Annotated in this window: 20 protein-coding genes; 8 read left to right on the top strand and 12 right to left on the bottom strand. The window is 38.7% G+C overall.

Annotated elements, in window-relative coordinates; all coding sequences use genetic code 11:
- Nucleotides 1–40 precede the first annotated feature (40 nt).
- From ACKTS5_RS06585 to ACKTS5_RS06555, 7 genes are all read right to left on the bottom strand, one after another.
- Nucleotides 41–1,243, bottom strand: coding sequence for a hypothetical protein (locus ACKTS5_RS06585; protein ID WP_408043057.1), 1,203 nt, complete (start codon nucleotides 1,241–1,243; stop codon nucleotides 41–43).
- 16 nt (nucleotides 1,244–1,259) lie between these two features.
- Nucleotides 1,260–2,636 carry a hypothetical protein gene (locus tag ACKTS5_RS06580; protein ID WP_408043056.1) on the bottom strand — a complete coding sequence of 459 codons (1,377 nt, stop codon included), beginning with the start codon at nucleotides 2,634–2,636 and terminating at the stop codon, nucleotides 1,260–1,262.
- 266 nt (nucleotides 2,637–2,902) lie between these two features.
- Nucleotides 2,903–3,652: a LytR/AlgR family response regulator transcription factor gene (locus tag ACKTS5_RS06575; RefSeq protein ID WP_408043055.1), complete on the bottom strand. Its 750-nt coding sequence runs from the start codon at nucleotides 3,650–3,652 to the stop codon at nucleotides 2,903–2,905.
- Complete coding sequence (locus tag ACKTS5_RS06570; protein ID WP_408043054.1) at nucleotides 3,653–6,571, bottom strand: sensor histidine kinase; 2,919 nt, start codon at nucleotides 6,569–6,571, stop codon at nucleotides 3,653–3,655.
- A gap of 99 nt (nucleotides 6,572–6,670) precedes the next feature.
- Entirely contained in the window at nucleotides 6,671–7,228 is a 558-nt protein-coding gene (locus tag ACKTS5_RS06565; protein WP_408043053.1) for a hypothetical protein, read from the bottom strand.
- 95 nt (nucleotides 7,229–7,323) lie between these two features.
- Nucleotides 7,324–9,228 carry a molecular chaperone DnaK gene (dnaK, locus tag ACKTS5_RS06560; protein ID WP_408043052.1) on the bottom strand — a complete coding sequence of 635 codons (1,905 nt, stop codon included), beginning with the start codon at nucleotides 9,226–9,228 and terminating at the stop codon, nucleotides 7,324–7,326.
- A 129-nt stretch (nucleotides 9,229–9,357) separates the two neighbouring features.
- Complete coding sequence (locus ACKTS5_RS06555) at nucleotides 9,358–9,966, bottom strand: NUDIX hydrolase (RefSeq protein WP_408043051.1); 609 nt, start codon at nucleotides 9,964–9,966, stop codon at nucleotides 9,358–9,360.
- 7 nt (nucleotides 9,967–9,973) lie between these two features.
- Here ACKTS5_RS06555 and pyrE point away from each other — a divergent pair, with 7 nt between their 5' ends.
- The gene (pyrE, locus tag ACKTS5_RS06550) at nucleotides 9,974–10,621 is read left to right on the top strand and encodes an orotate phosphoribosyltransferase (RefSeq protein WP_408043050.1); all 648 of its coding nucleotides are present in this window, start codon (nucleotides 9,974–9,976) and stop codon (nucleotides 10,619–10,621) included.
- Between the two features lie 18 nt (nucleotides 10,622–10,639).
- Nucleotides 10,640–11,029, top strand: a complete 390-nt coding sequence (locus tag ACKTS5_RS06545; RefSeq protein ID WP_408043049.1) for an SRPBCC family protein — start codon at nucleotides 10,640–10,642, stop codon at nucleotides 11,027–11,029.
- A gap of 10 nt (nucleotides 11,030–11,039) precedes the next feature.
- Here ACKTS5_RS06545 and ACKTS5_RS06540 read toward each other — a convergent pair whose 3' ends face one another.
- Entirely contained in the window at nucleotides 11,040–11,771 is a 732-nt protein-coding gene (locus ACKTS5_RS06540; RefSeq protein ID WP_408043048.1) for a biotin--[acetyl-CoA-carboxylase] ligase, read from the bottom strand.
- An 86-nt stretch (nucleotides 11,772–11,857) separates the two neighbouring features.
- Here ACKTS5_RS06540 and rsfS point away from each other — a divergent pair, with 86 nt between their 5' ends.
- The 6 genes from rsfS (at nucleotide 11,858) to ACKTS5_RS06510 (ending at nucleotide 16,608) form a co-directional block, all read left to right on the top strand.
- Nucleotides 11,858–12,226, top strand: coding sequence for a ribosome silencing factor (rsfS, locus tag ACKTS5_RS06535; RefSeq protein WP_408043047.1), 369 nt, complete (start codon nucleotides 11,858–11,860; stop codon nucleotides 12,224–12,226).
- Between the two features lie 25 nt (nucleotides 12,227–12,251).
- Complete coding sequence (gene ftsH, locus ACKTS5_RS06530) at nucleotides 12,252–14,186, top strand: ATP-dependent zinc metalloprotease FtsH (protein ID WP_408043046.1); 1,935 nt, start codon at nucleotides 12,252–12,254, stop codon at nucleotides 14,184–14,186.
- Nucleotides 14,187–14,203: 17 nt separating this feature from the next.
- Nucleotides 14,204–14,791, top strand: coding sequence for a hypothetical protein (locus ACKTS5_RS06525; protein WP_408043045.1), 588 nt, complete (start codon nucleotides 14,204–14,206; stop codon nucleotides 14,789–14,791).
- A gap of 3 nt (nucleotides 14,792–14,794) precedes the next feature.
- Nucleotides 14,795–15,589, top strand: coding sequence for a phosphatidate cytidylyltransferase (locus ACKTS5_RS06520; protein ID WP_408043044.1), 795 nt, complete (start codon nucleotides 14,795–14,797; stop codon nucleotides 15,587–15,589).
- Between the two features lie 27 nt (nucleotides 15,590–15,616).
- On the top strand, nucleotides 15,617–15,886 hold the full coding sequence (locus tag ACKTS5_RS06515) for an acyl-CoA-binding protein (protein ID WP_408043043.1): 270 nt from the start codon (nucleotides 15,617–15,619) through the stop codon (nucleotides 15,884–15,886).
- A gap of 98 nt (nucleotides 15,887–15,984) precedes the next feature.
- Complete coding sequence (locus ACKTS5_RS06510; protein WP_408043042.1) at nucleotides 15,985–16,608, top strand: YceI family protein; 624 nt, start codon at nucleotides 15,985–15,987, stop codon at nucleotides 16,606–16,608.
- Nucleotides 16,609–16,641: 33 nt separating this feature from the next.
- Here ACKTS5_RS06510 and ACKTS5_RS06505 read toward each other — a convergent pair whose 3' ends face one another.
- From ACKTS5_RS06505 to ACKTS5_RS06490, 4 genes are all read right to left on the bottom strand, one after another.
- Nucleotides 16,642–17,448 (bottom strand): class I SAM-dependent methyltransferase, encoded by an 807-nt coding sequence (locus ACKTS5_RS06505; protein WP_408043041.1) that lies wholly within the window; start codon nucleotides 17,446–17,448, stop codon nucleotides 16,642–16,644.
- A 65-nt stretch (nucleotides 17,449–17,513) separates the two neighbouring features.
- Entirely contained in the window at nucleotides 17,514–19,061 is a 1,548-nt protein-coding gene (locus tag ACKTS5_RS06500; protein WP_408043040.1) for a peptide MFS transporter, read from the bottom strand.
- A gap of 130 nt (nucleotides 19,062–19,191) precedes the next feature.
- Nucleotides 19,192–20,301: a hypothetical protein gene (locus ACKTS5_RS06495; RefSeq protein WP_408043039.1), complete on the bottom strand. Its 1,110-nt coding sequence runs from the start codon at nucleotides 20,299–20,301 to the stop codon at nucleotides 19,192–19,194.
- Between the two features lie 86 nt (nucleotides 20,302–20,387).
- Nucleotides 20,388–21,476, bottom strand: coding sequence for an amidohydrolase family protein (locus ACKTS5_RS06490; protein ID WP_408043038.1), 1,089 nt, complete (start codon nucleotides 21,474–21,476; stop codon nucleotides 20,388–20,390).
- Nucleotides 21,477–21,490: the final 14 nt, after the last annotated feature.

Genomic DNA, 21,490 nt, shown 5'->3' with positions numbered 1-21,490 from the left:
TTCAATGAAGGAGCTTTCTTTTTTAACACAAGCACTAGGCTTATTCATCAAGGTAATCTTCCAATACCGTAATCCAACCTTTTACTGGATCGAATAATAAATTTTCAGTATTTTCATTGTATGATAATTGTATGGTTCCTGTTGCCATTGGGGCAATGTTTTCACCGTCTTTAAAGGCCCAAACGGTAACTTTTAAATCGTATACATCTCCTTTTTTTAGTTTGTCTTGTGCCTGGCGTAATAATTCTAAAAAAGCGTAATCCGCAACATTGTTAGAGCGATTGTTGGTTACTTTAGGATAGAAAAAATAAAAGTCGTTTTTGTATTTATCCAATTGAGGTATATTCTTAGAAAACTTGGTACTCGATTTTCTCAACTTTTCTCTGTCAGTCGTGATTCCTGCCATCTCGTAAGTAATGTTAAACCAAGTTCCCGGATGTGCTACTGATAATGGCTGATCAAAATAGGGCTTGAAGGCCACCGTTTCACCAAGCACTTGCTTGGTTATAAAATTAGCCGATTTCTCTACTGGCTGATTGCTCTTGGAACTACGCAAGGCATTTGTGCTTTTTGCAAAAGCAATTTTTCCGTGGTATTTCTTGTAGGTTTCGAAGCGCATGAGTTTTCTCTTCACCTTGCTGTTTTGCGCTGCTTTTAACTCGGCAACCATCATATCTACTTTGGCCTGCGCTGTTTCAAGATCCCAAGTATCCAAATCCCCTTTATTTTTCGCCATTACTTCAACCACCGATCTTTTTGTATCGAGTGGCACCGACTCGTCATAGCTATTGATAGAACGCTCGGTTTGCTGCGTTTGTGCTAAGACCCCAGGAGCAACTTCAAAAACTTCTATATATGATTTGGCATAACTCGACATCCAAACAAAAAACATTTTGATGTTCTTCTTTCTTAAAAAGCTTTCTTTTAGTTGCAGTTTAATTTGTGGATCTCCCCCCTTCTTTTCCCAATATCGCAATTCATTTACCACTTTTCCACCATCTTCTTTTACAAATTGAAAACCCACTACCTTGCCATCTTGCAAACTGTAATATTGTCCGCTGAGTCCGAACTCGTCATTCTCTGAGTTTAGGTGAGTAAAAGCTCCGGAACCTCCCCCAGATTTGGTAGTTTTCTTTTTGGTTACTTTTTTCAATAAGCGATTGAACTGTGCGTTAGATTCTTGCGTTGTTCCCAAAAACAGGGCCATCCACAACGCTACTACAGTAATGATTCTCGTTTGCATGCTATGTGTATTTTAGTTAAAATTTGAATGTTACTTTTTGTGTTTTTCTAATTATTTTACCGGGGTCACCTGCTCTTCCTCGCTGGCCTCTACTCGCACTCGCGTACTTAGGAGCCCCTCCTCTACCTCCTTTCCCTCCATTCACTTGAAATTCCAAAGTAGCCTGTTTTACCGACGGATCTTTGATCAGTGTGATAACACCCCCAGCACCTCCATATCCTCCGTTACCACCGTTGGGACTGCGATCACTGCCTTCAAAGCCATTCATACCCCCACCGCCATTCGCATGGATACTCAGCTTGGTAGTAGGGAGCAATTTGTAGCGTGCCACCAGCTTATTTTTAGTAGTATTGAAGATTTCAATTTTATTGAGTAGCCTCCCCGTTTGACGGTGTTTAACAGTTTTAATTTTAACCGTTAAATGATCTCCTCTACCGGCGTGCTGACCATCTTTTCCCTGAATTACAGCCATGTGCTTATGCCGGTTATAGCCCCAAAAACCATTTTGGGTTACTCGAATCGGAATGTCGTTCGTCGTCGGTAAACTTCTCCTTGCTTTGAGATCAGCATGAAATTTCGATCGCAACTCAACTACTATTTGATCATTTTTTAAGGAAGTGGCATCTTCGTCAACACGCACTTCCTCGGTAGTATTACTAACTCCTTGATGATGAAGTTCGAAATCACTCCAAGGCAAGCTCCCACCTAGATTCGCTGTGGACAGGACTGTTCCGTCTGCTAATTCGGCCTCAACACCATAAGCTATGGCTTCCGCATAATGAGCAACCTTCCCCACATTTCCGATAAATTTGATGCGTAGTGCTTTTACTTTTCTATTTTCTATAGAATGTAATTTTCGTTCTTCCTCAGCCGCACGCATCTTTTCTTCTTTGACTAGTGCCCTTGCCTGCGTCTGTTTTTTAAACACCGCTTTTGCATAAGCCGCGACTTTTGAATTCAGTGCTTGCACCCCTAAACCGATATCGCTTTTTTTGGTAAACACGTATTTTGCCGTGGCCTCTTCTTTACCGTTCCATGAGTAATACACCCACAAACCATCCAAATAGCTCAATCGATAAGCGGCAAACGAAAAGTACGCTGGGTAGCCAGGAACGTCTGGAACAAATTTCTCGTTCAATATACCAGCGCGTTTTACCATTACTTCAGAAATTGCTCCGGCTGCATTTTTGGTAATTTGCAACGGCCAAGATTTTTTTACGGGGACCCACTGGTACTTTCGATGTGACTTTTGCTTTACCTTAAATACCTTGTAGTTTCCTGACTCAACATTTTGTAAAATTTGATTTTGATGCTGTTGAGCTTTGAGTACAACAGTTATCAATAATGAAAAAATTAGTGCAATGGCTCTCATATCTTTAGTTAATTGGTTCATGTGATGACAACTACTCGGTGATTTTAAACGACAAAAAAGTCTGTAGAGACACGAATTTCTCTACAGACTTCTCGCTGTATTGCACTTGTTTATAGCCGCCTTATACGAGTTCGACTCGCAGTTATTCAGGAATGCTAGTGTAGCGTCCCAGGCTTCAAAACAGTGTATAAAAATCCCCTTTTGTTTCATCCCATACAAAAATCACAAAAACCAACCAGTTAAAAATCAACCAATTGCTGAAATCAGAATATGAGTTGCTAAAGGTGTTATATGCAGTTTACGATATTTAAAAATTCTTGCTTTTTATCTTTGGAAATGGATACAACTTTGTCGTTATCCATGATAATATACCCGCCATCTTTCTTGATGTATTCTTTGATAAACAAGATATTAATTAGAAAAGAACGATGGGGTTTATAAAACATCATTTGTTTATGTAACAGTTCTACGAAATGCTTTAATGGTTTACTCACCAAGATTTCTTCTGCAGTTTTCATATAAATTTTGGTATACATACCGTCGGCCTCCAACAAAACTATCTCGTCAAAATTGACAAACTTAATACCGTCGGAAAACGGCAGTGCTATTTTTTTAAACTGCAAGTTCTGAAAGCTGTTCTTTAACTCGACCAACTGCTCGCTCAATATACCTTTACCAATGCGCTCCAAGGCTTTGTCTACGGCTTCTTTTACCTGGGTTGGGCGGGCGGGCTTTAATAAATAGTCAATGGCCGATAACTGAAGGGCTTGAATTGCGTATTCGCTATAAGCTGTCACGAAGATTATTTCAAAATTATGGGTGTCCTTGTCTAAAAAGTCGACAATTTCAAGACCGGAATACTCGGGCATTTCAATATCCAAAAAAACTATTTTAGGCTGTTCTTTCTTGATCAATTCAACTCCTGAAATCAAATCTTCCGCTTCAAAAATCTCAGTGATTTTGGGACAGTTCTCTTGAATTAAAATTTGCAAGACATTCCTCGCTTTTGGTTCATCGTCAATTACTATTGCTTTCATTTATACTTGCTTATATGGTATGCGAATTATCACTTGTGTTCCTGAGGCCTTACCATCCGGTGTTATCAAATCATTGATGCTTACGCCAATCTTGTCGGTTCTTCCAAAATTCAGTAACTCCAATCTATCTTGAGTGGCTTTGGTAGCGAACGATTTATGCCTTCTGTTCTTTTTTTCATTGAGTAACTGCGCACGTGCCCTACCAATTCCATTATCTTCTACTGTACACTGAAGATACCCAGAAGTTCCATCAAATTCAAACAATATCTTCAATATTCCTTGATCTTTTTTGTGGAGTAATCCGTGTTTCAATGAGTTTTCTACATACGGTTGTATCAACATGGTAGGAATAGCTATACTACTTGGATCAATAGCACTGTTGCAACTTATTTCATAATCCAAGGCATCTTCGAATCGGAGTTTTTCCAATTCCAAATACCGATCAATAGCTTCGATCTCTTCTTCCAAGCTAATGTACCCCTTGGCACTGTGATTCAAATACATTCGGATAAGGTCGGCGAATTTCCCTAAGTAATCTCCCGCCAAATTCTTTTGATTTAGCAAGATATAATCTTGAATAGAGTTCAAGGCGTTAAAAATAAAATGAGGATTCATCTGTGACCTCAAGTTTTCCAGTTTTAGAAATACCATTTCCTTTTCGCGTTCTAACTGATTCAACTGACGTAGTTGCTCTGCCTTTTGAGTGCGTAATCGCTGCTTAAAGTAATACGTAACTACACAGGTCAATAACAGCAGCATCAAGGCTATAAACCACCACTTTTGATACCAAGGCCAAGCAATATTTACCGATATCTTACTAATTTTTGACTCCATTAGTCCAAATCGTTCTACCGCTTTAAGTTCAACAGTATAGGCTCCTGGCGACAACCCGTCAAACACCAATTCACTGGCTCCTTTGGATACGGTAGTCCACGTATCACTAGCTCCTAACAAGCGGTAATAATAATCGGTGTTCTCTTCCGATAAATGACCATTTGCATGAAAACCTATGACAATTTTTTTGACATCACTTTCCAGGTCATATGCTGTTTTCACTGGTTTTTCAATGGCATCAACCAGTACGTTTCTAATATAAAATTCAGGAGCTCCGAATTTTTTAAATACACGTTCTTTATCAAAGCGAAACAGGCCTTTATTCGTAGCAAAATACACCTGTTCTCCTAGCACAACGATATCTGCTATATTGAAGGATCCTAGACCTTCCTTCACGGTTAAATTTCGAATATTGCCAGTAATATTATCCAAACATTGGATTCCTTTATCAGAAACCACCCATAAAAAATTTCCATCCGCAAAAATACCTGAAGCCCTATTCGACAACAGGCCATTTGCCGCTGTATAATTACAGGTTACTTTACCATTTCTGATTCCAAGAATTCCGTCTTTAAAAGTCGAAACCCAAACAGTGCCATCTTGCGTATTCGCTATATCTACTACAAATATCGGTGCTTCGTTAAAGGTGATTTTCCTCGGTTGTAAATCGGCTTGGTAATACTGCAGTCCATCCACATAAGCCACAAAAATCTCGTTGGTCAAACCGTTATAATGGGTAGCATAGGTGCGTCGATCTCCGATCCTTTTAGTCGTTTTGTGTTTCAAATCAACGATTTCCGCATACCCAAAGGCTCCGTACACAAAACTGTAATCGTTAATGGAAGAGATTCCTTTGGCATTACCTTTACCTCGTAGCATAGGATAGTCTAATACTTGATAACTGTGCTTGTCCAAAGCAACTCCCGAATTCCCGAAACTGAGATAGATTTTCGACGAAATATCACAGCCTAATTTACTCACCTTTATTCCTGGATTTCGATAGATGAGCTCTTGTGTATTAAGTGCCCGGTTAAGTACGTTCACATTTCCCTCTATATCCCCAATCAATAATCTGGTATCATCAAGCTTACACAATTCATTTACAAATTCCGCTCCTTCTTTAAGTTCTACTTTTTCTATTTCGATATTCGGAATGATATACACGCCTTCACGCAGGGTTCCAATCCAGTAGTTTTCATTTTTATCTTTGACTACGGCAGTGATAAACTTTCCTTGGAAATAATGATGCTTTAAAGTAAATTGTCCGTCCTTATAGGTATAAATGCGCAAACCTTTCGGAGTAGCTATCCAAACAGTATCATTTATAAGATATAAATTAATAATGGGCTCCTCTAAATCTAAAATTTCTTTAGAAATCGGAACAAACTGCTTTCCTTTCAAGAGGTACAGCTTTCTTTTAAAAATCGTATTATCCTGTACCGTAAGCAATACCGTATTGTAGAAGGGTTTCGTTCTCACTACTACATGACGCAATTTCTTAGGAATCTCAAAACTACTGATTAGCTTAGGCTTCGGATCCCCGTTAACACGATATCGAAAAGCGTTTCCCTGAACGTAAAAAAGCGTATCATTACGGATAAAACTCGATACATGTCCACCGTGATCTTCAAGAGCACTCCTCACTTTCTTGGACTGTAGGTCTACTCTAAAAGAGCGACCTCCACAATTTACTAATAATTCTCCGTCGTAAAATGAATACTCTGCCAATTGCCCCCTAGTGTAGGCTTTCATGTCTACAAACAGCTGGAGTTTATTGTTTTCTATATAAAAATACTGTCCTGTAATATTGTTACACCAAACTCTTCCTGCGGCATCCATACTCAGTCCGAATACAGACAAGCCTCGTTTATTCTTATGTGTAAAATGCTTAAACTCCTTACCGTCGTAACTGTATAAGCCTTTGTCTGCGGCCAACCAAATAATTCCTTGTCGGTCTTCCAAAATATCGTAAAATTCAATATCAGGTAGCCCGTCCTTGTCAGTCAATTGAATGGCTACAGGGTGCTGTGCGAACAATTGAAAGGTCCATAAAAAAAACGCCGAATATAAAAGTAGTGTTTTCAAAAAATGGGGTTTAACTTCAAATATAAAATTATCTCCAACGAAATCAATACAAAGCTTCTGAAATTACAGTATTGCTTTCTTAAAAGACACTCTGCACTATCAATCGCCCAACTGAGTTTTTAAAAAGCCGTAGATGCGCCTTCTCTTTCTGTACAACACTATCCCCAATAACAGTGACAATACAGTAATACTAACGATCATTATTTTCTGATGCCAAGGAAGTCGAATACTGATTTCACATTCGTAAAATGCCCCGGGTTTTGGAAGAAATCGCGGTTGTTTTTGGAATTGAAAAACGTACTTTCCTGCGGACAGACTGTGAAAAACAACCCGTTTGTGTGCTACGGGAACCGCTGTCCATTCTATATTTTTCTCTTTATCAATAAGGCGGTAGCGATAAAGATATGACGAAGTGGTACTATCGATAGGGTCATCAAACACGAATTCGAGTTTGCGCAATCCTTCAATAAATGTATAGACATCTGATCTAGGGTACGAAACATCATCGACAAAAACCGTTTTTAAAAACCGCAAAGTATCCGGTGAAGTCGAGCTTAACTCCTGAGTATGTGCTTGCCCCATGGCTCCGGTGATTCCAAACAAAAGCTGTCCGAGAAAAAAGCAGCTATATCCTATGGCATTGGTGGTTAGTTTCATGGTTTGGCGAGTATTGTGCTACTTAAAGATAGCACAAAAACAAAAAAACCCGATGAATACTCATCGGGTTTTCTAAAAAAAGGTGTTTTACACGTTTATTTTACTTCTTCGAAATCAACGTCTTCAACATTATCGCCTTGTGCGTCGTTTCCGTTAGGTTGTGCTTGCTGAGCCCCTGCATCTGCTCCTCCAGCTTGTTGCTGTGCAGCGTACATTTCTTCAGAAGCCGCTTTCCACGCTTCGTTGATTTTCTCCATAGCAGCATCGATTTGCGCTAAGTCTTTTGACTCGTGTGCTTTTTTCAATTCTTCTAATGCTGCTTCAATTGGTTGCTTTTTATCAGCAGACAACTTGTCTCCAAATTCAGATAATTGCTTCTCAGTTTGGAAAATCATGGCATCTGCACCATTGATTTTTTCAGCAGTTTCTTTTGCTTGCTTATCTGCTTCAGCATTTGCCTCTGCATCAGCTTTCATCTTTTGGATTTCTTCGTCAGTCAATCCTGAAGAAGCTTCGATACGAATATTCTGAGATTTTCCTGTAGCTTTATCTGCTGCAGATACATTGATAATACCATTCGCATCAATATCGAAAGTTACTTCAATTTGAGGAACTCCTCTTGGTGCTGGTGGAATATCGGTCAATTGGAATCTACCGATTGTCTTGTTATCCGCTGCCATTGCACGCTCTCCTTGTAATACGTGAATATCTACAGAAGGTTGATTGTCAACAGCCGTTGAGAATACCTGTGATTTTTTTGTTGGAATGGTCGTATTTGCATCGATTAACTTGGTGAATACATTCCCCATAGTTTCAATACCTAATGACAATGGAGTTACGTCTAATAACAATACGTCTTTTACATCTCCTGTCAATACTCCTCCTTGAATTGCTGCTCCTAATGATACAACCTCATCTGGGTTTACTCCTTTACTTGGTGCTTTACCGAAGAACTTCTCTACAGCCTCTTGAATTGCAGGAATACGAGTAGATCCTCCTACCAAGATAATCTCATCAATTTCAGATGTAGATAAGTCAGCGTTCTTAAGTGCTGTTTGACATGGAGCGATAGTACGCTTTACTAAATCGTCGATTAACTGCTCAAACTTAGCTCTGGTTAAGTTTCTTACCAAGTGCTTAGGTCCTGAAGCTGTCGCCGTGATATACGGTAAGTTAATTTCTGTAGAAGTCGTACTCGACAACTCGATTTTTGCTTTTTCAGCTGCTTCTTTCAAACGTTGTAAAGCCATAGGATCTTGACGTAAGTCCATATTTTCCTCAGCTTTAAACTCTTCTGCTAACCAATTGATGATTTTTTCATCTACGTCATCTCCTCCTAAGTGCGTATCTCCATCAGTAGCTAATACTTCAAATACTCCATCTCCTAATTCGAGGATAGAAACATCATGCGTACCTCCACCGAAGTCAAATACTACAATTTTCTTATCGTCATTTGCTTTGTCTAAACCATAAGCTAAAGCCGCTGCTGTAGGTTCGTTGATAATACGACGAACTTTCAATCCAGCAATCTCACCTGCTTCTTTAGTCGCTTGACGTTGTGCATCGTTAAAGTATGCTGGTACCGTAATTACAGCTTCAGAAACACCTTGACCTAAGTAGTCTTCAGCAGTTTTCTTCATTTTTTGTAATACCATCGCAGAAATTTCTTGCGGTGTATACAAACGGTCATCAATTTTTACACGAGGAGTATCGTTATCTCCACTTACCACTTCATAAGGAACTCTCTCTGCTTCTTTTCTAGACTCAGAAAATTTATTCCCCATAAAACGCTTAATAGAATAAACTGTTTTTGTTGGGTTCGTCACCGCTTGACGTTTTGCTGGATCCCCAACTTTACGCTCACCTCCTTCAACAAATGCAACAACTGATGGCGTGGTTCTTTTTCCTTCTGCATTAGGAATTACTACGGGTTCGTTTCCTTCCATTACAGATACACACGAATTGGTAGTACCTAAATCTATACCTATAATTTTACTCATAATTTTATTTACAGTTTAAATTTTAATTCAATCTTACGTCAGAACAATAGTCAAACTGTATGCCAGAGGATTTTTACCCTAGTTTTGGCAGTTTTGCATAAAAATGAGGCTGTTTATTGTGACAGAGTGTCATTTTTTTGACATTTTTTGATAGGTATCGTACACTAAGATGATATTAGCGTAGGTATTTTGGAGTGCTACTGACACTTCCGCTTTCGACTTAAACCCCACTTCGGTAATGCCTTCTTCAAGTTGAGGCTTCAAGGGACCGTCATATTCGGTAGTCATGGCATACCAATACGTTTCTTTTAAGCATTTCTCACCGTCTTGTACAAATAAATGATACGTATTTAATAAAAACGGACCGAGTTCAAGTCCTGTAATGCCACATTCCTCTTCAACCTCTCGGATAGCAGTTTCTTTTATTGACTCACCTTCTTCAATTCTTCCTTTGGGCAAATCCCATTTGTTCCCTCGATAGATAAATAAGTACTCTCCTGCTGGGTTGGTCACCAAGCCTCCTCCTGCTACCATAGGTCTGTACATGGTTCGAATGGCTTCCCAATCGGCCTCTAAATCGGTTGAAAACAGGTAAACTCCTGATAAAATATCGTTCTTTAACTTATAAATTAGCTCTTCGAAAACAATATTTTTGAAGATATACACGGGATAATTTTCTTCTTTTGAATTAGAAGTTGTTAATATTATTGGTTTATCATTAACAAAAACTTTATACATTTGTGACATGGATTTTAACAAAGATACGGCAAAAAAAACTGCCGAACTGCTATTACAAATAAAAGCAATCAAATTGAGCCCGCAAGACCCATTCAAATGGGCTTCTGGCTGGAACTCTCCTATCTATTGTGATAACCGCATCACATTGTCATACCCATCGGTTAGAAATTTTTTAAAAGAAAAAATCGCCAAAATCGTTGAAGATAAGCACGGAAAACCAGACGTTATTGCTGGAGTTGCTACAGGAGCAATTGCCATTGGTGTACTCGTTGCACAAGAATTAGGAGTCCCTTTTGTATACGTACGTCCTGAGCCTAAAAAACACGGTCGAAAAAACCAAATTGAAGGACACTTAGAAAGCGGACAAAACGTAGTTGTTATCGAAGACTTAATCAGTACAGGTAAGAGTAGTTTAAACGCGGTAAAAGCCCTGAAAGAAGCCAATGCTACTGTAAAAGGAATGGTGGCTATTTTTTCTTATGGATTCGAAATCGCTACCGAAAACTTTGCCCAAGATCACGTTGAACTCACTACCCTAAGCAACTATGAGTGCTTGTTAGAACAGGCTTTAGACAGTTCTTATATCACCAATGAAGAATTGCGCTTACTAGAAGACTGGCGCCTGTCACCGAGCACCTGGAACCCAAATAAATAATACGTAAAAAAGAACCTTATGAATATCGAAGGAAATACAGTTACTGTAAACAAAGCAGCGAACGAAGTTTTTGATTTTTTCACCAAATTAGAAAACTACCAACAACTCATGCCAGAAAACACGGAAAAGTTTGAAGTTGATGGTGAGAGCTTTATTTTTGGATTAAAAGGAATGCCTGAAATTCGTTTAGTGTTAAAAGACAAAACAGAATTCACGAATGTAACCCTTGGTGCAGCGAGTAGTAAACTTCCATTTACCCTTGCTTCTGATATTAAAGAAATCGCTGCTGACCAATGTGAAGTAAGCCTAAAATTCGCTGGAGATTTTAATCCTATGATGGCAATGATGGTTAAAAAACCTTTGACCAAGTTTATTGACACCTTAACTGAAAATATAGCAAAATTGTAATTCGAGTATTTTAGGCAAAGGATATTTCCTTAATTCCAAAATCTCGATGTGTTTCGTCTGCAAGTTCTACGCGAAGTTTGCCGGCCGTGGAAACACCGACAATTTTACCTAAAAATAATTCGTTCTCAGCAGTTTTAAACATGCTGGGAACGTTTTTTTTGTACAAGACCTTTAGGTATCTAGATTCCAACAAATCGTAATCGCGATTATTTAAATACGCCATATACTTTTCAAAACTCGTATACCAAGTTCGCAAAACCATTTCAAGCGGAAACTCTTGTTCCAAAACATCCACAAGCGAGGTTGCTTTAAAGGAGGTAATTTCCTTAAAACTTTGGTTGACATTTAGCCCGATTCCTATCACTGTTGCAACCACGTCCGTTCCCTTCAAAGTATTTTCGACTAACAAACCACATATTTTGGCATGCCCTGCCATAATGTCGTTAGGCCATTTTATCTGAACATTTGCCACTCCGAGCTCTTCTAAGCATTCCCAAACACTCAATGCTGCAGCGTAATTCAAATAGCGCTGTTCCGCAACCGACAATTGATCAAGACGCTCAAAAACACTGAATGTAAGGTTCTTACCAGGCTCCGACTTCCAAACCGTGTGCATTTGTCCTCGTCCAGCAGTTTGATTTTCAGCCATCACCACCGTTGAATTTTCTAGCAAGGTGTTCTCTGCCAAATTCTTCAAAAAAAGATTCGTCGAGTCAATGGCACTAAGTTTGATTAATTTCATGTAACTTTAGGTAAGTAAACTAGTATTAATAATACGTAATTTACTCGCAAAAAAATAATAACTTTGCTAAAATTTAATTTTTTTTGATGACAAAAAAGCAAGCAAGTACAGACGATTTATTAGCTGTAATTATAAAAGGGATTGATGACGTTAAAGGTGAAAACATCCAACTACTTGATTTAAGAGAAATTGACAACACCGTATGCGATTATTTCGTAATTTGCTCGGGTAACTCAAATACGCAAGTAAACGCTATTTCAGGATCTATTCAGAAGGTCGTAAGTAAAGAACTTAGAGACAAACCTTGGCATATTGAAGGACAGGGTAATGCTGAATGGGTTTTAATGGACTACGTGAACGTTGTTGTACATATTTTTCAAAAACAAGTAAGAGACTTTTACGATATTGAAGGTCTGTGGGGAGATGCTAAAATCACCCAAATCAATCCCGTGTAACAAACAAACAACTTGAGACAAAATCATGAGTGATAAGAAAAAAAACACGCCCAAACTGAGTTTTAACTCCATGTGGATTTACATTCCTATAATCGCAGTGATTATAGGTGTTAGTTTATTCAACGGCGGGAGTATGGGGCAAAAAAAATTATCAGAAAATGAATTCAGCCAAATTTTAAGAGAGAATGATATTGCGAAAATACTCATCCTCAACAAATCATATGCTGAGATTTTTTTGAAAAAAAGCGCTACTGAAAAAGACCCACACAAGAAGTTAACTTCTTCACCTTTTTACAGACAAGGCGCTCCATTGTACACCTATAACTTTGGGGATCTTCAAAATTTTGAAGAGACCATTCGCGAGGCTAAAACTAAATATCAACTTGATTTTGATACCAGAAACGAACCTCGCACTAGTATTTTAGATGGTATTTTTAACTTTTTACCTTTTATTTTATTGATTGTTATTTGGTTGTTCTTCATGAGAAGAATGTCAGGAGCCGGAGGTGGCGCTGGTAGTGGAGGACAAATCTTTAATATCGGTAAATCAAAAGCGAAGTTATTTGATCAAGATACCAAAGTTAAAACGACCTTTAAAAACGTGGCTGGTTTAGAAGGTGCTAAGGAAGAAGTTCAAGAAATTGTAGACTTCTTAAAGAGCCCTGAAAAATACACGAAACTCGGAGGTAAAATTCCTAAAGGAGCCCTTTTAGTTGGTCCTCCAGGAACCGGAAAAACCTTGTTAGCGAAAGCTGTTGCTGGAGAAGCTGGCGTGCCGTTTTTCTCTTTATCAGGTTCTGATTTTGTGGAGATGTTTGTAGGAGTAGGTGCTTCTCGTGTTCGCGATTTGTTTAAGCAAGCACAACAAAAGTCACCTTCGATTATTTTTATCGATGAGATTGATGCCATCGGTAGAGCTCGTGGTAAAAACAGTATGACAGGTGGTAACGATGAACGCGAAAATACCCTGAACCAATTATTGACAGAAATGGATGGTTTTGGTACAGATACCAATGTAATTGTATTGGCGGCTACCAACCGTGCCGATGTTTTGGATAAAGCATTGATGCGTGCTGGTCGTTTTGATCGTCAGATTTACGTTGACCTTCCTGATTTACACGAGCGTAGAGAAATTTTTGAGGTACATATCAAACCGCTTCGTTTAGCAGAAGATGTGAACTTAGAGTTTTTAGCACAGCAAACACCAGGATTCTCTGGAGCAGATATTGCTAACTTGTGTAATGAAGCTGCATTAATCGCTGCAAGAAACAGTAAAAACGCCATTCACCATCAAGATTTCCTAGATGCCGTTGATCGTATCGTTGGAGGTTTAGAGAAAAAGAATAAGGTAATCACTCCAAAAGAGAAAGAAGTAATCGCTTTCCACGAGGCCGGACACGCTACCGTAAGCTGGATGTTAAAGTACGCGGCGCCACTCGTTAAAGTAACTATCGTTCCACGTGGACAATCGTTAGGAGCTGCTTGGTACCTACCAGAAGAACGCAAAATCGTACAAACAGAACAAATGCTTGACGAAATGTGTGCTACTATGGGTGGACGTGCTGCAGAAAAGCTCATTTTTGATAAAATTTCTACCGGAGCGTTAAGCGACTTGGAAAAAGTTACGAAACAAGCACGTGCTATGGTTACCGTGTATGGTTTGAATGACAAAGTAGGAAACGTTACTTATTACGATTCAACAGGAAATGACGCTTTCGTTAAACCTTACAGTGATTCTACAGCGAAAACCATAGATGAAGAAATTTCTAAAATTATAGAAGGACAATACCAAAGAGCTATAGAAATCCTCAATTTACACAAAGATAAATTGAGTATGTTAGCCGATCGTTTGTTGGAAAAAGAAGTAATCTTCAAAGACGATCTGATTAAAATCTTTGGCGAAAGACCATTTGACAAAAAAGAAACTAACAACGAAAACAATACAATAATAGAAGAATAAGTTTAGTTTTAATTTGAATGAATTTTTTTAAAAAATTATTTAACTCAAATACTGAATCATCTAAAGAGGAGATCAATCGCCAACCGGTTGACTTATCTTTAGATGATTTGTTTGTACACAATTTTATCAATAAAGGCGGTAAGTTTTTATATTGTACGAGTATCAACGAGGTCATTATTAACCTCGAAAATATTATCAAAGAGAACAAGTGGTCAACACTGACCTGTACCGACTTTAACCTGCTTAAAATTACACAACAACTACCGTTGACCTCACAACAAGTGTTTGATAAAAACATACCGTTTTTTACAACTTGTGAGCACTTGATAGCCGATAAAGGAGACATCTTGTTTTCATCCAACCAATTGGGCAGCCAAAAAATAGCGGCTCTCCCCGATTTTTTTATCGTCTATGCAACAACCAGTCAATTGGTAAAAAACACCAGTGAAGGACTTACAGGTATCAAGACGCATTTTAGCGGTAATATACCGACTAACATAAGTTCAGTCACCAATTACACCACTGAGAGAAACAGCGATGATTTTCTGAATTACGGAAACTGTAATTCTAAAAATTTATATTTGTTACTCTTCGAAGATCTTTAAGCTATGCAAAACTTACTTAAAAGGAGCATTTCAGCCCTCATCTACGCAGTACTATTTATTTCGGCTACCCTGTATTCAGAAGCTAGCTATACTGTTTTAATGGCTGTTTTTGCCGCAGTGTGTTTATGGGAATTTAATAAAATTATCAAGTTCGATAGTTATATACCCTTTCTCATACTTCCTGTAGCCGTATATTATTCAAAACACTTTATTACCTACAACGTATCGTTGTTCGCCTTGGTAATTACCTTACTGTGCTCAGTGCGATTAATTTTTCACTTGTATGCCAAAGGAAGTGCTTATCCGAATTCTTTTACCGATAAATTAGACCTGAATTTACGCTATATCATATTTCCTTTCTGTTTTTTGATGCTCTTACCTGTCATCAATAACAGTTACCATCCATGGATTTTACTCTATATCGTAATTCTAATATGGACCAATGATAGTTTTGCCTATATCGTAGGTAAAAACCTAGGAAAAAACAAACTCTTTGAGAGCGTCTCTCCCAAGAAAACCATTGAAGGATTTGTAGGAGGGGTCGTATTTGCTTGTATTGCCGCGGTTACCATTTCGTATTTCAGCAATTTATTTTCGTTGGTACACTGGTTAATTATTGCTGTCATCGTAGGTATTTTCGGAACGGTAGGAGACTTAGTGGAGTCTAAATTTAAACGCCAAGCCAATGTAAAAGACAGCGGTACCATTATGCCTGGACACGGAGGTTTATTAGACAGATTAGACAGTTTATTTTTTCTCGCTCCTTTCGTATATTTGTACATACATTTTGTGATGTAAGCCTTCGCTTAACTTATTCTTACCACCATGACTATGCGTGACCTCGACATACGGTTTCAGGAGGCCTTTGAATTAGCTTCGAAAATGGAGAAGAAACTCCCTCCAGATACCATGCTAAAGCTTTATGCCTATTACAAACAGGCAGTCAAAGGAGATCAGTTTGCCATCAATGCATATCCGCAAGCCAAAGGGCTTCGCAGTGCCTTTAAACTCAATGCTTGGTTACAATTAAGAGGGATGACTGCTGATGTCGCCAAAACCGAATACATAAAACTCGTACATAGCCTAATAGATTAAAACAATCATTTTCCATTTGAAAATTGATTTTCGCTGTGTACCTTTACACTGTGATCTACATCACTCGTAAAATCTTTAACAGACGTAAATATACTCTTATGAAAAAACTACGCTACTCCTTAGTACTCTGCTTAGCTCTTATTAGTATGACAGCTTGCAAGAAAGAAGTAAAAAAGGAAACCACTACCCCAACTGAGGAAGTTAAAAAACAAGCCCCTTTCTCGCTTCAAAACGCAAAAAATGAAATTAAGTGGGTTGCTTATAAGACCACTGACAAAGTACCTGTAAAAGGACAATTTAAAAAAGTAAATATCACTGCTGGTGGAGAGGGAAACACTGCTAAGGAAGCTATCAATAATGCTGCCTTTGCCATTCCTGTTTCAAGTATTTTTACCGCAGATTCTGGAAGAGATTTCAAAATTAAGAAGTTCTTTTTCGGTGTCATGGATAATACGAACTTACTTTCAGGTAAGCTTGTTATTGAAACCGATTCTACAGGATACAGTGATATTACCATGAATGGAGTTACTAAAAAACTTCCTTTTACTTATACGTTAAACGACAAAAATTTCCAATTAAAAGGAACGATGAAGTTAGCAGCGTGGAAAGCAGAATCAGCACTCGATTCTTTAAACAAAGTGTGTCACGATTTGCACAAAGGTGCAGACGGAGTTTCAAAAACATGGGATGAAGTTGCCATTGAAATTAATACACAATTTTAATCGCTACACAAATACAAAATCATAGCCTGAGTACTAGTACTCAGGCTTTGTTGCTTTTAGGGTAAAAATCAATGGATAGAGTCGGTCTTTGGTTACGTAAGTCCCCTCACCAGTAGCTATCAAGTCGGGAAACACATTATACGGTGATTCGTCGTGTTCCTCCAAATACTCTATGTGCAGTCCTTGCTTAGTTAAGGCCGTAACCACTGCTCCTAAACCGTGATTCCAACCGTATTCTTTACTTACAATCGCATCAGATTCATCAGCATAGGTACCGCTGTACTCTTCGTAAATAACTTCTGATTGATTGTAGCCATACACCATACTCGCCGGTTGTTTTTGATAATCAAACATCCAAACTATCGGGTGAAACTCCGCCATGTAAAATACACCACCGCACTTTAATTTGGCGGCTATGACTGCTGCCCAACGATCTAAATCAGGCAACCAACCGATGGTTCCATAACTCGTGAACACGATATCAAATGTTTCTGATACCTCCTTGGGTACATCATAAACATTACAGCATACAAATGCTGCATCTAAATTCAATTCTGCATTCAGCGTTTGCGCTAAGGCAATTCCCTCATCTGATAAATCAATACCCGTACACTTCGCTCCTCTTCTACTCCAACTCAATGTATCTTGTCCGAAATGACATTGCAAATGCAGTAAGGATTTTCCTGTTACATCTCCAAGAGCTTCCACTTCGTAGTGCTGTAGTGAGCAAGCTCCTGCTTTAAAGGCTTCCATAGCATACATATCACTCCCTGCATGTACAGCTACTTTTTTATTCCAGGTTTCTTTATTGACCTTAAAATAGTGTTCATTAGTTTCCATATCACGATTTTCTTTTGAACAAGATACTACATTTATACCAAAGTAAACCACCTCTGGGCTCTCCGTTAGTGAACCGCTCCCATCGCCTTTTTTACGAACCTAAAACTGACAATGACCAATACTCCAATACTCATGGCCAGTACACCAAAACAAGCATATACGCTCACGTAGGAATACAACTGTTGCAAATTCTCAGCACTTGCTAAGGTCTCTGAAACTGACATTCCTGTTATGAGCTCAGTTAGTGACCCCAAAACACCTTTTGAAAACACCCCCAAATCACCGGTTGCTACCGTTGTAAGCTCAGCTATTTTCCCCGCGAAATAATGTCCAAAAAAATTAGCTGAGAACCATACTCCCATAATAAAAGCGGTGTATTTCACAGGAGACAACTCTGTAATTTTAGACAAGCCAATAGGTGATAAAAACAACTCCCCCATGGTCAACACCAAATACCCAATAAGTAAATAGCTCATCGGAGTTTGTGCCCATTCATTAACCGCTCTGGCAGACATCCCAAAAATGACAAATCCCAAGCCTAGGAAAAACAACCCCAAACCAAATTTCACCACAGAATTCGGATTCATTTTCAACCTGTGCAGATAGGTCCACAGCACAGAAAAAGGAATTGCTAATAGTATGATAAAGCCCGAATTAATACTGTTGGTCTGCGCCGCATTCATAGCTATCAAGTTCACATTTCTATCAGCAAACAAGGTCAACGAACTGCCTGCCTGCTCAAAAATGGCCGAAAACAGTGTATACAAAACCGTAAAATAAACCGCTACTAAGAGTTTTTTTCGAGCGGGCTTGTCTATTTTTTGCAATACCGACATTATAAAGACCAATAAACACGCAGACACCAACCAAACTAAATAGTGCTCAAACTCATAAAAGTATACGATTGCTGCAAAAATAGGCACTGATAAAAACGCTGTAATTACTACCCAGTTACCATTGGCTATGCCCAGAAATTTCTCGTTATAACGTGAAACATTCGGAACTTTCCCTCTATCGTCAAACACGTTGCGTACCAAACCGCCTCGAAATACGATCAAGCCTATGAGCATCCCAATTCCTGCTAACACAAAGCCCACATGCCATCCGTAGTGTTCAGCCAACCAAGCACAGAGTAGTGGCGCGACAGCACCTCCGATATTAATTCCCATATAAAAAATGGTAAAGCCAGAATCACGACGAGAATCCCCTGATTCGTATAAAGATCCGACCAAAGAAGATATATTTGGCTTAAAAAAACCATTTCCAACGATGATTAAGGCTAAAGAGCCATAAAAGAACACATCGTATTCAAAAGTTAAGAAAAAGTGTCCTAATGCCATTAAAACACCTCCTAGTATGATTGCTTTTCTAAATCCCAAGATTCGATCAGCAAGTACCCCGCCAATCATAGGAGTAACGTAAACCAAAGACATGTATGCCGCATAAACCCCAAAGGCCATACGGTCGCTGTACAGCAAGTGCTTGGTCATGTAAAGTACCAGTAAGGCACGCATTCCATAAAAAGAAAAGCGCTCCCACAATTCTGCAAAAAATAAGTACAATAATCCTTGAGGATGTCCCATAACATCCGTTGTCGATGTGAAATTCTTCATAAAAAATTAGTTTTCACGAAAGTATCTTTCACCTCATCTAAGCAAAAATGTTGTAGCTAATTGTGAGTAAAAATAAGTCTCTGTATTTATTTGTAACCCTATTAATCATACAGTTAACCCTAAAAACAAATTAAGACCTCTCCTCAGAGAATTCCAATTTCAATGCCTTGTCAATAAAAATATTTTCTGGTAAAATTCGCAGTCTATATTTACTTTCTCCTATAAAAGTAATAAGGTCCTTTCTTTCCAATTTATCTTCCCCCGACAGCTGTAATATTGCATTGATATTATCAATAATTCGCGTAACATAGGTTTGACTGTTGATCTCGCCTCCATATCGGACTTCGATACATTGTTCTTCTGGAGCCGACTTCAACCTCCTAATACCGAAAAGCAACAGGTTTTTGTACTGGGTAGTTTTGGCTCCAAAATCTACCTTTCTTCCTACAATTCCTTTGGAAGGGATAGTCAATTCGATTAAAGACCAATCGAGAAAACGAATTTTCATTTCATCGGGCTTAGGCGTATTGGCCAACTGAATAACCCAACTGGTCGCCAAGACTAAAAACACCGCTACTAAAGAGGTTTTGGTCACTATTCGAATTAGGTGATTCACAAAATCATTGTGCATCCAAACAAACACATCGGACCACTGTGAAACAAACAGAAGAACGACCACCAGCACGGAAATACCTGCCACCAACTTCAAATCGCGATGCATAAAGGTGTTAAAAAAAGAAACGCCCATTAAATAACACAAAAAACTGGTTAACAGAAAATCGGGAATGGCCATGAGTTTGACTCCCGCATAGACCGTATTGCCTAAGAAAATGGAAAGTATTCCTGTCAACGAAGCTACAGCGACAATAATCAAACTTATAATTCGGACATTCTTTTCATTTCGATAAATAAACTGTGGGGCATCATATACGTAGTACAGTGCGAGCAACCAAAATAGATTATTAAGTGTCGAGAGCAGGTTTACACCAAATTGATAGCCTAAGCCACGCTCAAATCCGAAAGTATAGGCGGTAAATGCCCAAAGTCCGGAAAGTACCCAAACGAGCATACCACAACTGAAAAAAAGTAAGCCTCTATCAACGCGTTTAAACGAGTTCCCTTCTTCGAGTACAACTCGAAAGCGCTTTCTAATATTGTAGTAAATTGCCAAAAGCAACACTGCCCCAATCAATGAAATAAAAATATGAGATAAATTATGGAACTGTGTTACTTCTGACATAAAAACCTTGGATTTACAATTTTTTCGGTTTAAAAATAAGGATAATCCCTAGGTTATTCTCTGCAAATCCAATTTAATACGGTTTTTTAATTTTGTAGAATACGTTTTACCAAGTCATCCTTGGCTTGCTGATCATCGCCATACAACCATTGCAACACATTGTTTTCCCACATGTCATCGCGTTGGGTTTCGGTAATAATTTCGCGATCGATCGCTAAGTCCAGAATTTTCCCAGGATAAGAAGATTGCTTATCGCTTTCCATCTCACCGAGCGGATAAGGGTCATCTAATCCAATAAGCACTTGTTGGGCTCCTTGATTCTTTATCAATAAATCAAGCGACCCCGTATCGTGAACCAGGGTATCAAAAAAGATATTTTTATGCCCTACGGCTTTACGCGGATGTTGTTTCCCTTCAAACAAATCGGGTCTTCCATCAAAGCCCTGTATACGCCTTCCTAAATTCATCTGTGCCAACTGTCCACCGTGAGCAAAACAGATACGCATGTTAGGATATTTATCATAATAGCCGTTTAAACTCAAAAAATGATAGGCATCGGCACATTGGGCCAGCATCCAAATAAGGTGAAAACGCCAACTAGTATTTTCTAATTTGATAAATTTTTCTCCGTCATAGGGATGTATTTCTACCGCTAAATTATACTTGTTCGCCAGTTCAAAAATAGGTTCATTTTCTTCGTCAAAAATACACCTCCAAGTTCCTATAGTATCCATGTAGTGGGTAGGCAAACACAACAAGCGCATTCCCAACTGCTCTACACAGCGCTCAATTTCCCAGCAGGCGCCTCTCACAAAACCGGGATGCACAACAAAGCCACAGGTAAACTTATCGGGGTGGTCCTGTTGTACTTTTGCATTGAAGTCATTTTGAAATCGCAAGGCCTGTTTCATTTCTTCCAAACGCAAACCATTCCCGTACAACTGCGACAAATTTAATACCACTGCGTGATCGATTTTAAAATGCTCCATCCACGCGAGCTTTTCATTTAAAAAGAAGCTCGAATCCGTCACAGGACGCTTCCAGTTCTTTTGCAGCATAAACTTTTTGTCCTTATCTACCCAGAAAATCCCTTTGTCTTTCATAAAGCTCGGGATTTCTTCTGGATAAGGCAGTAAATGCGAATGTCCATTAATTCGAAGTTTCCTTTTTTCCATAAGAGTTATCAATA

Source organism: Tenacibaculum litopenaei, from assembly GCF_964514025.1.
In the GTDB taxonomy this organism is placed as follows: domain Bacteria; phylum Bacteroidota; class Bacteroidia; order Flavobacteriales; family Flavobacteriaceae; genus Polaribacter; species Polaribacter litopenaei.
This window is presented reverse-complemented; position numbering and strand designations above follow the sequence as displayed.